The 13,152-nt window shown below is 65.7% G+C and carries 8 protein-coding genes; 6 read left to right on the top strand and 2 right to left on the bottom strand.

Going from position 1 to position 13,152, the window contains the following annotated elements; translation table 11 throughout:
• Positions 1-2 precede the first annotated feature (2 nt).
• Entirely contained in the window at positions 3-3,314 is a 3,312-nt protein-coding gene (gene treS / locus ACODSK_RS18360; RefSeq protein WP_489018026.1) for a maltose alpha-D-glucosyltransferase, read from the top strand.
• The gene (glgB, locus tag ACODSK_RS18365; RefSeq protein WP_489018027.1) at positions 3,315-5,531 is read left to right on the top strand and encodes a 1,4-alpha-glucan branching protein GlgB; all 2,217 of its coding nucleotides are present in this window, start codon (positions 3,315-3,317) and stop codon (positions 5,529-5,531) included.
• A 115-nt stretch (positions 5,532-5,646) separates the two neighbouring features.
• On the opposite strand, the gene ACODSK_RS18370 is transcribed toward glgB, so the two are convergent.
• Together ACODSK_RS18370 and ACODSK_RS18375 are read right to left on the bottom strand one after the other, a co-directional pair.
• Positions 5,647-7,152 carry an amino acid permease gene (locus tag ACODSK_RS18370; protein ID WP_489018028.1) on the bottom strand — a complete coding sequence of 502 codons (1,506 nt, stop codon included), beginning with the start codon at positions 7,150-7,152 and terminating at the stop codon, positions 5,647-5,649.
• 132 nt (positions 7,153-7,284) lie between these two features.
• Complete coding sequence (locus tag ACODSK_RS18375) at positions 7,285-8,055, bottom strand: RHS repeat-associated core domain-containing protein (protein ID WP_489018029.1); 771 nt, start codon at positions 8,053-8,055, stop codon at positions 7,285-7,287.
• 236 nt (positions 8,056-8,291) lie between these two features.
• Here ACODSK_RS18375 and ACODSK_RS18380 point away from each other — a divergent pair, with 236 nt between their 5' ends.
• From ACODSK_RS18380 to ACODSK_RS18395, 4 genes are all read left to right on the top strand, one after another.
• Positions 8,292-8,780 (top strand): sigma-70 family RNA polymerase sigma factor, encoded by a 489-nt coding sequence (locus ACODSK_RS18380; RefSeq protein ID WP_489018064.1) that lies wholly within the window; start codon positions 8,292-8,294, stop codon positions 8,778-8,780.
• Positions 8,777-9,766 carry a FecR family protein gene (locus ACODSK_RS18385; protein WP_489018030.1) on the top strand — a complete coding sequence of 330 codons (990 nt, stop codon included), beginning with the start codon at positions 8,777-8,779 and terminating at the stop codon, positions 9,764-9,766. Before ACODSK_RS18380 ends, ACODSK_RS18385 begins: the two co-directional genes overlap by 4 nt.
• Positions 9,767-9,860: 94 nt before the next feature.
• A complete protein-coding gene (locus ACODSK_RS18390) occupies positions 9,861-12,290 on the top strand; it encodes a TonB-dependent siderophore receptor (protein ID WP_489018031.1) in 2,430 nt (809 codons plus the stop codon).
• Positions 12,291-12,345: 55 nt separating this feature from the next.
• Complete coding sequence (locus ACODSK_RS18395) at positions 12,346-12,891, top strand: RBBP9/YdeN family alpha/beta hydrolase (protein WP_489018032.1); 546 nt, start codon at positions 12,346-12,348, stop codon at positions 12,889-12,891.
• Positions 12,892-13,152 lie beyond the last annotated feature (261 nt).

The following is a 13,152-nucleotide window of genomic DNA, read 5'->3' on the forward strand; positions in this document are numbered from 1 at the left end:
GCATGGCGAAGCAAAGCCGCCCTGCGGCCTTTATCGATGATCCGCTGTGGTACAAGGACGCGATCATCTACCAGATCCATATCAAGTCCTTCTTCGATTCCAACAACGACGGCATCGGCGACTTCCCCGGCCTGCTGGCCAAGCTCGACTACATCGCCGAGCTTGGCGTCAACACCCTGTGGCTGCTGCCGTTCTACCCGTCGCCACGACGCGACGACGGCTACGATATTGCCGCCTACAAGGCGGTGCACAGCGACTACGGGACCATGGCCGACGTGCGCCGTTTCATCGCCGAGGCGCACAAGCGCAACCTGCGGGTGATCACCGAGCTGGTCATCAACCACACCTCCGACCAGCATCCCTGGTTCCAGAAGGCGCGGCGGGCCAAGCCCGGCTCGGCGGCGCGGAATTTCTACGTGTGGTCGGACAGCGACGACAAGTACTCTGGCACGCGGATCATCTTCCTCGACAGCGAGAAGTCCAACTGGACCTGGGACCCGGTCGCCGGCCAGTACTTCTGGCACCGTTTCTACTCGCACCAGCCCGACCTGAACTTCGACAACCCGCAGGTGATGAAGGCGGTGATCGGGGTCATGCGTTTCTGGCTGGACATGGGCGTCGACGGCCTGCGCCTCGATGCGATTCCCTACCTGATCGAACGCGACGGCACCAATAACGAGAACCTCCCGGAGACCCACGCCGTCCTCAAGCAGATCCGCGCCGAGATCGATGCCCACTACCCGGACCGCATGCTCCTGGCCGAGGCCAACCAGTGGCCGGAAGACACCCAGCAGTACTTCGGCGAAGGCGAGGGTGACGAATGCCATATGGCCTTCCACTTCCCGCTGATGCCGCGCATGTACATGGCGGTGGCCCAGGAAGATCGCTTCCCGATCACCGACATCCTGCGCCAGACCCCGGAGATCCCGGCCAACTGCCAGTGGGCGATCTTTCTGCGCAACCACGATGAGCTGACCCTGGAAATGGTCACCGACCGCGAGCGCGACTACCTGTGGAACTATTACGCCGCCGACCGCCGGGCGCGGATCAACCTGGGCATCCGCCGGCGCCTGGCACCGCTGATGCAGCGCGACCGACGGCGGGTCGAACTGCTCACCAGCCTGCTGCTGTCGATGCCCGGTACGCCGACCCTGTACTACGGCGACGAGATCGGCATGGGCGACAACATCTACCTGGGTGACCGCGATGGCGTGCGCACGCCAATGCAGTGGTCGATCGACCGCAATGGCGGTTTCTCCCGGGCCGACCCGGCGCGCCTGGTGCTGCCGCCGATCATGGATGCGCATTACGGCTATCAGGTGATCAATGTCGAAGCCCAGGCCGAAGACCCGCACTCGTTGCTCAACTGGAACCGCCGCCTGCTGGCGGTGCGCAAGCAGCAGAAGGCCTTCGGGCGCGGCACCCTGAAGATGCTGAGCCCCAACAACCGGCGCATCCTCGCCTACCTGCGCGAATACACCAGCCCGGAAGGCGTCAGCGAAACCGTACTGTGCGTGGCCAACGTGTCCCGTGCGGCCCAGGCGGTGGAACTGGACCTGGCGCCGTGGATCGAGCGGGTGCCGGTGGAAATGCTTGGCGGCTGCGCCTTCCCGCCGATCGGCCAGTTGCCGTTCCTGCTGACCCTCGCTCCCTATGGCTTCTACTGGTTCCTCCTCGCGCCCAAGGACCAGATGCCCAGTTGGCATGTCGAGGCGGCCCAACCCTTGCCGGAGTTCACTACCTTGGTCGTCAAAGAACGCATGGAGGAACTGCTGGAGGCTCCGGCCCGGCAGACCCTCGAACAAACCGTCCTGCCCCAGTACCTGCCCAAGCGCCGTTGGTTCGCCGGCAAGGACCAGGCCATCGACCAGGTCCAGCTGGCCTACGGTGTGCGCTTCGGCACCTCGACCAGCCCGGTACTGCTGGGCGAGCTGGAGGTGCACAGCGGCGGTCAGCAGCGACGTTATTTCCTGCCGTTCGGCTTTATCGGCGAGGAGCAGATCCACAGTGCCTTGCCCCAGCAATTGGCCCTGGCCCGGGTCCGCCGTGGGCGCCAGGTCGGCCTGATCACCGATGCGTTCAGCCTGGAGACCTTCGTTCGCAACCTGCTCGACGGTTTCCGCGAGCATCTGCGCCTGCCTGGCAGCGAGGGCGAGTTGCAGTTCGAATCGACGCCGCAACTGGCGGCGCTGAACCTGGGCGAAGAGGCCGAAGTGCGCTACCTGTCCGCGGAGCAGTCCAACAGCTCGGTGGTGGTGGGCGGCAGCCTGGTGCTCAAGTTGATCCGCCGGGTCAATGGCGGCGTGCATCCGGAGCTGGAAATGGGCGCTTACCTGACCGCCGCCGGCTTCGCCAATATCTCGCCACTGCTGGGCTGGCTGAACCGTGTCGACGCCAATGGCCAGCCGCACCTGCTGGCCATCGCCCAGGGCTACCTGAACAACCAGGGCGACGCCTGGGACTGGACCCAGAACAACCTCGAACGGGCGATCCGCGACGAAATGCAGGGGGCGCCATTGCACGGCGAAGGCCACGCCCATGCCCTCGAAGACCTCACCGGCTTTGCCGCTTTGCTCGGCCAGCGCCTTGGCGAGATGCACCAGATCCTCGCCCGGCCGAGTGAAGACGAAGCCTTCAAGACCCGCATCAGCGACAGCGAGGACAGCCGCCGCTGGGGCGAGCAGATCGCCGATCAGTTGCGCACCGCCCTCGACCTGCTGGCGCAGCACTGCGGCGAGCTGGACGAAGAAAGCCAGGTCCTGGCCGGGGAACTGGAGCAGCAGCGCGACGGCCTGCTGCGCGAGGTCGGGCAACTGGCACGGCAGGCCGAAGGTGGCCTGGTCATGCGCGTGCATGGCGACCTGCACCTGGGCCAGGTCCTGGTGGTGCAGGGCGATGCCTACCTGATCGATTTCGAGGGCGAGCCGGCCCGGCCGCTGGAAGAGCGTCGCGCCCGGCACAGCCCGTACAAGGACGTCAGTGGTGTCCTGCGTTCGTTCGACTACGCTGCTGCCATGGCCTTGCGCGGCGCCGCCGGAGCCGGGGCACTACCGGACAACCTGCAGGCCCGGCAGCGGGTGACCCGGCGTTACCTGCATGCCTCGCGCCACGCCTTCGTCCAGGCCTATGGCCTGGCCACCGCCAGCCTGCCGCACGCCTGGCTCAAGGAAGGGGGCGAGCAGGCGGCACTCGAATTGTTCAGCCTGGAAAAGGCTGCCTATGAAATCGCCTATGAAGCGGAAAACCGCCCGAGCTGGTTGGCCGTGCCCTTGCATGGCCTTCACGGGCTTGTCAGTACTTGGGGAGAGCAGTAGATGAGCGTGCACAAGAGGGAACAGGGCGGACTGGGCCGTAGCGATATCGACGACCTGGTCAATGCCCGGCATGCCGATCCGTTCGCGGTGCTCGGCGCGCACGCCGATGGTGCAGGAGGCACCTGGCTACGGGCTTATCTGCCGGAGGCCCTGAGCGTTCAGGCGCTGGCCGGCGAAGGCGAGCAGGTGCTCGCCGAACTGCAGCAAGGGGCCGTGCCGGGGCTGTTCACCGCGCACCTGGAGCAGGGCGTGGAACGTTATCGCTGGCGGATCCACTGGGCCGGTGGCGAGCAGGTCACCGAGGACCCCTACAGCTACGGGCCGCAACTGGGGGACATGGATCTCTACCTGTTCAGCGAGGGCAATCACCGTGACCTGGCCAACCGCCTCGGCGCCCAGCCGATCGAGGTCGACGGAGTGACGGGGGTACGTTTCTCGGTGTGGGCGCCGAATGCGCGGCGGGTCTCGGTGGTGGGCAATTTCAACAACTGGGATGGCCGCCGGCATCCGATGCGATTGCGCCATGCCAGCGGCGTGTGGGAACTGTTCATTCCGCAGTTGGCGGCAGGCGAAACCTACAAGTACGAGGTGCTCGGGCGTGACGGCGTGCTGCCGCTCAAGGCCGACCCGCTGGCCCGCGCCACCGAGCTGCCGCCGAGCACTGCGTCGAAGGTCGCCGGGCCCCTGGCCCACGAGTGGCGCGACCAGGACTGGTTGCGCGAGCGCGGCGAAGTCCAGGGCATCGCCGCGCCGCTGTCGATCTACGAGCTGCATGCCGGCTCCTGGCAGTGCGAGCTGGACGAGGCTGGTGAAGTCAGCCGCTCGTACAACTGGCGTGAGCTGGCCGATCGGTTGATCCCCTACGTGCAGGAACTGGGCTTCACCCATATCGAACTGATGCCGATCATGGAGCACCCGTTCGGCGGCTCCTGGGGCTACCAGCCGCTGTCACTGTTCGCGCCGACCTCGCGCTACGGCAGCGCCGAAGACTTCGCCGCCTTCGTCGACGCCTGTCACCAGGCGCGGATCGGCGTGATTCTCGACTGGGTGCCGGCGCATTTCCCCACCGACAGCCATGGCCTGGCGCGCTTCGACGGCACCGCGCTGTACGAGTACGACAACCCGCTGGAAGGCTTCCACCAGGACTGGGACACGCTGATCTACAACCTTGGCCGTACCGAGGTGCACGGCTTCATGCTGGCCTCGGCGCTGCACTGGTTGCGCGAGTTCCATATCGACGGCCTGCGGGTCGACGCGGTGGCCTCGATGCTCTACCGCGACTACTCGCGCAAGCCCGGCGAATGGGTGCCCAACCGCCATGGCGGGCGGGAGAACCTGGAAGCCATCGACTTCCTCCGTCATCTCAACGAGGTGGTGGCCGTGGAGGTGCCCGGTGCACTGGTCATCGCCGAGGAGTCCACCGCCTGGCCGGGAGTAAGCCAGCCGGTACAGCAGGGCGGGCTGGGCTTCTCGTACAAATGGAACATGGGCTGGATGCACGACACCCTGCACTACATCCAGAACGACCCGATCCACCGCCAGCATCACCACAACGAGATGAGCTTCGGCCTGATCTACGCCTATTCCGAGCACTTCATCCTGCCGATCTCCCACGACGAAGTAGTGCACGGCAAGCGCTCGCTGATCGACAAGATGCCTGGCGACCGCTGGCAGAAGTTCGCCAACCTGCGGGCCTACCTGGCGTTCATGTGGAGTCACCCGGGCAAGAAGCTACTGTTCATGGGCTGCGAGTTCGGCCAATGGCGCGAATGGAACCATGACAGCGAGCTGGACTGGTATCTGCTGCAATACAGCGAGCACCTGGGCGTGCAACGGCTGGTCGGCGACCTCAACCGCCTGTATCGCGAAGAGCCGGCGTTGCATCAGCAGGACTGCCAGCCTCAGGGTTTCCAATGGCTGATCGGCGACGATGCGCACAACAGCGTGTATGCCTGGCTGCGCTGGAGTGCCAGTGGCGAGCCGTTGCTGGTGGTGGCCAACTTCACCCCGGTGCCGCGTGAGGGCTACCGCATCGGCGTGCCGTTCGGCGAGCGTTGGGACGAGGTGTTCAACAGCGATTCGCAGCGCTATGCCGGATCGAACTTCGGCAATGAAGGCGTGGTGCAGGGCAGTGCGGTGCCCAGCCATGGGCAGCCGCTGTCGCTGTCGCTGAACCTGCCGCCGCTGGGGGTGCTGATCCTGCGGCCGGCGCGCTGATCCGGTCGACAGTACCGGCCTCATCGCTGGCAACGCCAGCTCCCACAGGTACAGCGCACGCCGGCCTGTGGGAGTCGGCGTTGCCGACGATGAGGCCAGTACTGTCATCGAAGATTCAGAGCACAATCCACCCGCCAACCAACCCCAGCACTGCCACCACGCCCCCCAGCAGCACCACGCCGAACACCACCCATTCCCGCCCGGTGAATGCCGCCGCTCCCTGCTCATGTCGCGCTTTCAGGTACAACAGCGTCCCCGGCGCATAGATCACCGCCGACAGCAGCAGGTACTTCAGGCCCCCGGCCAGCACCATCAGCACCGCATAGGCGGTGGCCAGCAGGGCGATCAGCAGGTCCTTGTTGCGGCCGGCGCCGTCTTCATAGGTCTCGCCACTGCGCGCCAGCTTCACTCCGTAGGCCGCCACCAGCAGGTAGGGGATCAGGGTCAGCGAGCTGGTCAGCTCCAGCGCCAGGGTAAAGGCCGCCTCGGTGAAGAAGGTCAGAATCAGGAACAGCTGCACGAACAGGGTGGTCAGCCATAGCGCGGCACTGGGCACGCCGTGGGCATTTTCCCGGCTCAACAGCCTGGGCATGGCCTGGTCCTCGGCGGCCGCGTGCAGCACTTCGCAGGCCAGCAGCGTCCACGACAGGAAGGCACCCAGTACCGAGATGATCAGGCCGATGCTGATGAAGATTGCCCCCCAGCGCCCGACGATCATCTCCAGCACCCCGGCCATGGACGGCTGGCGCAGCGCCGCCAGCTCCGGGCGCAGCAGCACGCCATAGCTGAGCAGGGTGATCAGGATCAGCAGGCACAGCACACCGACGAAACCCAGCACGGTGGCGATGCCGACATCCTTCGGACTGCGTGCGTAGCGTGAGTACACACTGGCACCCTCGATGCCGAGGAACACGAATACCGTCACCAACATGGTGCTGCGCACCTGCTCGAACAGCGATTCCCCGGGCAGCACCGCCAGTTCGGCGGCGGCATGGCCGACCCGGCCGTAGTCGTCCAGGTGGGCCAGGTCCGGGTCGGGGCTGACGGCGACATGATTCCCCCAGAAATTCAGCACGAACAGATCGCGATCGAAGGCCACCGCGACCACGATGATGAACGCCAGGATCGGGATCATCTTCGCCACCGTGGCGATGCTGTTGATCACCGCCGCCGCCTGCACCCCGCGCAACACCAGCAGGTGAAAGCCCCACAGCAGCAGCGAGGAGACCAGGATGGCGGTCACCGTATTGCCGTCGCCGAACACCGGGAAGAATGCGCCGAGGGTCGATTTGATCAGGATGAAATAGGACACGTTGCCGATGCAGGTCCCGGCCCAGAAACCGAAGGCCGAGGCAAAGCCCAGGTAGTTGCCGAAACCGGCGCGGGCATAGGCGTAGATGCCTGAATCCAGGTCCGGCTTGCGCTGCGCCAGACTCTGGAATACGAACGCCAGCATCAGCATCCCGGAGCCGGCGATCAGCCAGGCGATGATCGCGCCGAAGCCGCCGCTGGCGCGCCCGAAGGTGGCCGGCAGGGAGAAGATGCCGGCGCCGATCATCGAGCCGACCACCAGGGCGGTCAGGGCGCCGACGCTGAGTTTTCCATCGGTGGCTGAGCTCATCGGACCTTCCTTGGTTTGTGGCGGAAGTCCATGAGTTAAGACCCGGAGGGGCGATTGTGCCAGTACTGCCGCGGTGCTCTGGCGATGCAGGCCTACCGCTCTGGCACGCGCGTTTGCGTATTGTGATCGAGGTCAACCTCTGCGGATGTCGGCCGCGCGGGCGGCCAAGGACTGCCGAGAGGCAGGCAGGGCTTGCAGAAGAACACCCGGCCGCAGGAAGGGGGCATCGAAGGGCGGCGCGGGATCGAGGGTGGCCTGGTAGGGTGGTGGCAACTCATCCGGCAAGGGCGCCGGCGCACGTTGCCGTACCGCCTCGTCATAACCGGGAGGCCGATCATTGGGCGTGTCCGGAGCAGGCGTGCTGCTGCGCCGTTGCCCTTCGAGGGTCGAGCGGGTCGCCGAGTCACGATGCAGCGGTGGCAGTCTGGCCCGTTCCCGCCACTTGTCCCGGAGCGCAAGGTAGCGGGATCTCGAGAGGTTTTTCAGGATATACGGGGCGGCTGCGGTGGCGCCTGCCAAGCCACCGAACAATATGGCCATGGGCATCAGCGGACGCTTGATATCGTCGTTCGGCGCCGCCAGTGCTCCCACCAGGGTGCCCACTGCAAGGGCGGCGGGGACCATGGCGATCCGTGCCGGGGTCAAGACTCGCCACAGTAGCCATGGCAAATGTCCGGTCGGGTCGATCAGGTTTACCGGGTCGCCCAGGCAGTAGGCATAGGCATTGAGCCCGCCGCGCCGGAAAGGGCTCAGGTTGTCCGCACCGTGAAAACGCATCAGGCAAGGGTTGTAGGCCCGGTAGCTGCCGAGAATCTGCAGGCCGCTGCGCTCCTGGTACTCACCGTTGAAGCCCAATCGCCCATGGATGGCCGGAGGATGGCTGTGTCGGGAAGGGATGCTCATGGCGAACCACTCCGTTCAGTCGAAAACCGGGTGGGGCGGCGCCCGGTGGGGTGCGACCCATGCTAGAAGCGCCTGCCCATAGCGACAACTGGCAGAAATGACAGGTTCGCGCGCCGTGACAGGGAGGAGATCAGTCTCTCGGGGAAATCCGCCCGTGGCCCTTTTGCTGCGAATGAGATAAATTCTCAACCCCATTCCTGCCCGAGCCTGCCACCGTGGCCGATTCCAACAAGCTGATGCATGACGTCTACAGCGAGCACCACGCCTGGGTGTATGGCTGGCTGCGCAGGAAACTCGGTTGTGCGCACAACGCGGCGGACGTGGCCCAGGACACCTTCCTGCGCATTCTCTCGTCCCGCGATGCCTTGCTGCTGGCGAGCAAGTCCCGGGGCTATATCGCCACCACCGCGCGCAACCTGCTGATCGATCGGGCGCGCCGCCAGCGTCTGGAAAAGGCCTATCTGGAAGAACTCGGCCTGCTGGCGCTGGATCACCCGGGGGCACCGAGCGCCGAGCGCATCTGGGAAACCCTCGATGCCCTGGAGCAGATCTGCGCGCTGCTCGAAGGCCTGGGCGCTAAGCCGCGCCAGGCGTTCCTCCTGCATTACCTCGAAGGCCAGCCGCAGGCGCTGGTCGCCGAACAACTGGGCATCAGCGTGCGCATGGTGCAGAAGCACCTGGTGCAGGTGCTGCTGCACTGCCAGAGCGTGCGCGACCCGCAATGAGCGAGCACGACGACCTGGCCCGGCAGGCCGCCGAATGGCTGGTGCTGCTCAGCGCCGACGATGATCACGAACGAGCCCTTGCCGAACAGGGTTACCAGCAATGGAAACAGCAGGGCCCGGCCCATGCCGCGGCGGCGCAGGACATGGAGCGCCTGCTGGCCGGTCTGCGTGACCTGCGCGAGCAGCCGGCCAGCGAGCGCCAGCTGCACGCAGTGATCGACAGCGAGATCCGTTTCAGTCAGCGCAGCCGGCGCAACAAGCGCTTCGGCGTGGCGCTGGGGCTCGGCCTGATGCTGCTGGTACCCGGCTGGCTGGGTTGGCAGCACTACCCGAATGCCTTGCTGTTCGCCGACCTCGATACCGCTACCGGGCAATGGCGTGAAACCCGCCTGGAAGATGGCAGCCGCCTGATCCTGGCGGGTGGCAGTGCGGTGGACCTGCATTTCACCGCGGCGGGGCGCGAGGTGCGCCTGCTGCGTGGCGAGATCCGCGTCGAGGTGGCCGCCGATGCGCAGCGGCCGTTCGACGTGGTTACCGCGGATGGCAGCATCCGCGCCCTGGGCACCCGTTTCCTGGTCAGCAAGCAGGCCGCCGCCACCGACCTGAGCATGCTTGAGTCCAAGGTCCTGGCCCGCTCCAGCGAGGTGCCTGCCGAAGCCGTGGTGGCTGCCGGGCAACAGTTGCGCATTCGCCACGATGGCCTCGATCGCCCGCAAAGCATCGACGCCGAGTCCATCGACCAGGCCTGGCAACAGCACCGCCTGCTGGCACGCGGCCTGCCGTTGCCGCAGGTGCTGGAGCAACTGCAGCGGCAGTACGCCGGGGTGCTCAGCTTCGATCGCGAGGCGCTGGCTTCCATCCAGGTGTTCGCCTCGCTGCCGCTGGACGATCCGCAGCGCGCCTTGCAGTTGCTCGAGACCAGCCTGCCGATCGAAGTCACCCGGCTGACGCCCTGGCTGATCCGAGTGAAGGTACGCGAGCACTGAGCCGGAAAAAATCTTGCGCGGGGTGGTTCGCCTTTTTCCCGATGGTCCGTTGAGGTTCATGAGAATGAAAATCGACACAGGGAGACGCTTCACCATGCCGCAACCATGTATCCGCACCCGGATCAAACCACTGCTGCTTGCCGTCCAGCTGGCCTGCGTGCTGCCGCTGGGCATGGCCCAGGCCGAGCCGGCAGCGGCGCAGTACGACATCGCTGCCGGGAGCCTGGGGGATGTGCTCAGCCAGTTTGCCGCCCGCGCCGGCATCGACCTGGCCGTGGACGGGCGCCTGGTGGCGGGGCTGCGCAGTTCCGGCCTGCACGGCAGCTACGCTGCGGAGGAGGGGCTGCGCCAACTGCTGGCGGGCAGCGGCTACGGCTTCGCGCGCACCTCGGCCGGCTATGTGCTGGTACCGCAGCCGGAGCAGGGCACCCTGCAACTGGATGCCACCAGCATCACCGGCTTGGCCGCCCAGGATCCCAAGGGGCCGATCGAGGGCTACCTGGCGACCCGCGCCACCAGCGCGACCAAGACCGACACCCCGCTGCTGGAAACCACCCAGACCATTTCGGTAGTCACCCGCGACCGCATGACCGCGCAAGGCGCGCAAAGCGTCAGCGACAGCCTCGGCTACACCGCCGGGGTGCATGCCAACGTCGCCGGTAACAATCCGACTGACAACACCATCATGGTCCGCGGCTTCCAGCAGTTGAACACCAACGCCTACACCGACGGCCTGCGCAACAACCAGATCGGTTACTACGCGCCGGAGCCGTGGGGCATGGAGCGCATCGAAGTGCTCAAGGGCCCGGCCTCGGTGCTCTACGGCCAGGGTTCGCCGGGCGGTACGGTGAACTTCGTGTCCAAGCGCCCGACCTTCACCAGCCACCGCGAAGTGGGCCTCTCCACGGGCAGCCATGACCGGTTGCAGGCCTATACCGATGTCGGCGATGTGCTCGATGAACAGAAAACCCTGGCCTGGCGTTTCGTCGGCCTGGGCCGCGATGCCGACAACGCCATCGACGGCATCAAGGACGACCGCATCTATATCGCCCCGAGCCTGACCTGGGCCCCGGACGAGGACACCAGCCTGACCGTCCTGGCCTCCTACCAGCGCAACAAGAACCTGTTCACCAGCAACCTGCCGTACTCGCTGTTCGACGGCTCCAACCCCAATGGCCGGGTGCCGCGTCACCGTTCGCTGAACGAGCCCGGCTTCGACGCCGAGAAATCCGAGCAGACCAGCCTCGGCTACGAGTTCAGCCACAACCTCAACGCCGACTGGACCCTGCGCCAGAACGCCCGCTACACCCATTTCACCGGCTATGAACACCAACTGTTTCGCAACAGCGGGGTGATCGCTGGCAGCGACATTGCCCGCTATTACCAGTTGCGCGGCTACGGTAACGACAACTTCGCCCTCGACAATCAGTTGCAGGGTCGCTTCGATACCGGTCCGCTCAACCACACCCTGCTGGCGGGCGTCGACTATCAGCACAGCCGGCGGAGCAACGCGGTGCAGACCGGCAACGCCCCGGCGATCAACATCTATGCGCCGGACCGCAACGTGACGATCGACACCTCGCGCTACACCAGCCTGATGGACGTCGCGGAAAAAAGCCGGCAACTGGGCGTCTACCTGCAGGACCAGATCAAGCTGGACCACTGGATCCTCTCGCTCGGCGGCCGCTACGACTGGGCCAGCCAGGACACCGACACCCGTACCTTCATCGCCTCCAGCGGCCTGACCACGGTCAATCCGCAGCGGGTCGACGCCGAGGACTTCACCGGGCGGGTCGGCCTGGGCTACCTGTTCGACAACGGCCTGTTCCCCTACGTCAGCTACACCGAATCCTTCGTCCCCACTGCCGGCACCGACCGCAACGGCGCCGCGTTCGAGCCGGAAACCGCCAAGCAGTATGAAGCGGGGCTGAAATACCAGCCGAACGGATCGGACAACTACGTCACTGTCTCGGCCTTCGACCTGCGCCGGCAGAACGTGCTCACCACCGATGTCTCGGCGCCGAGCTACAGCGTCCAGGAAGGCGAAGTGACTTCCCGCGGGCTGGAAGTGGAGGGCGTGCTCAAGCCGCTCGCAGGGCTTAACGTCATCGCCTCCTGGACCTTGAACAAGGTCGAGGTCAGCAAGGACAACCCCAACACCGCGGGTATCAGCAACAAGGGCAAGACCCCGGTGCGCACCCCCGAGCACCTCGCCTCGCTGTGGACCGACTACACCGTCCAGGGCGGCCCCCTCGCCGGGCTCGGCTTCGGCGCAGGCGTGCGCTATACCGGCTCGACCTATGGCGACGCGCAGAACACCTTCAAGGTGCCGGACTACACCCTGGTCGATGCCATGGTCAGCTACGACTTCGGCAAGCTCGATGCAGGACTGGACGGGCTCAAGGCCCAGGTCAATGTGAAGAACCTGACGGACAAGTACTACGTGGCGGGATGTTTTGCGACGGTGGGTTGCCTGTTGGGGGCGGAGCGGACGGTGACGGCGGATTTGACTTACAAGTGGTGAGGTGCAGCCGGTAACACTGTTATAAAGCCTCTTCCACCTGTTCATGGAGAACGCTATGACCGCTTCCGTCCTGCTGCTCCCGGGTATCGGCAATTCCGGCCCGGGCCATTGGCAATGCCTGTGGGCTGCCAGCGACCCAACCCTGCAACTGATCGACGGCCAGGACTGGGACAACCCGGTGTGCGGGCAGTGGGTCGAGAATCTTGAGGCGGCAGTACGACGCATGGGGCCGGACACTGTGTTGGTCGCCCATAGCCTGGGCTGCCTGCAACTGCTGCATTGGGCGCAGCGCAGTGACACGCCGGTTCGCGGTGCCTTGCTGGTGGCGGTGCCGGACCCGCAGGGACCTGAATTCCCGGCCCAGGCCCAGGGTTTTGCCGGTGCGGCGCTGACCGCGTTGCGTTTCCCGAGCGTGCTGGTGGCCAGCAGTGACGATCCCTACGGCAGTCCCGGTTATAGCCGTCACTGCGCCGAGGCATGGGGCAGTCGTCTGGTCGAAGTTGGGGCGCTGGGGCATATCAACGCCGCTAGCGGGTTGGGGGATTGGGTGCAGGGAAGGGAGTTGCTGGAGGCGTTGCGGGTGGGGCATCGATCTGGCTGAGCTGTGCTTGATCATTGCAGGCGAGCATCGCTGGCAAGCCCCCAAAGGTTCTGTGGCTGGCCTGGGCCTTGTGGTTGGCCGGGATCCTTGTGGGAGTTGGCATTGCCGACGATGACGCCATCAGCCTCGACATCAATCTTCTTGGTCAGTGTTGTTCTTGCTGGCCTCATCGCTGGCAATCGGATCGCCGCCCGGCCAGCTCCCACAGACTCCTGTGTCAGGCCTGGATCCTGCGGCTGGCCCGGTACCCTGTGGGAGCCG

It is taken from the genome of Pseudomonas sp. FG98 (genome assembly GCF_057808595.1).

What these genes read in the sequence shown, in the direction of transcription:
- treS (WP_489018026.1), top strand. Translation starts at nt 3, where the DNA reads ATGGCGAAGCAAAGCCGCCCTGCGGCCTTTATCGATGATCCGCTGTGG.
- glgB (WP_489018027.1), top strand. Translation starts at nt 3,315, where the DNA reads ATGAGCGTGCACAAGAGGGAACAGGGCGGACTGGGCCGTAGCGATATC.
- ACODSK_RS18370 (WP_489018028.1), bottom strand. Translation starts at nt 7,152, where the DNA reads ATGAGCTCAGCCACCGATGGAAAACTCAGCGTCGGCGCCCTGACCGCC.
- ACODSK_RS18375 (WP_489018029.1), bottom strand. Translation starts at nt 8,055, where the DNA reads ATGAGCATCCCTTCCCGACACAGCCATCCTCCGGCCATCCATGGGCGA.
- ACODSK_RS18380 (WP_489018064.1), top strand. Translation starts at nt 8,292, where the DNA reads ATGCATGACGTCTACAGCGAGCACCACGCCTGGGTGTATGGCTGGCTG.
- ACODSK_RS18385 (WP_489018030.1), top strand. Translation starts at nt 8,777, where the DNA reads ATGAGCGAGCACGACGACCTGGCCCGGCAGGCCGCCGAATGGCTGGTG.
- ACODSK_RS18390 (WP_489018031.1), top strand. Translation starts at nt 9,861, where the DNA reads ATGCCGCAACCATGTATCCGCACCCGGATCAAACCACTGCTGCTTGCC.
- ACODSK_RS18395 (WP_489018032.1), top strand. Translation starts at nt 12,346, where the DNA reads ATGACCGCTTCCGTCCTGCTGCTCCCGGGTATCGGCAATTCCGGCCCG.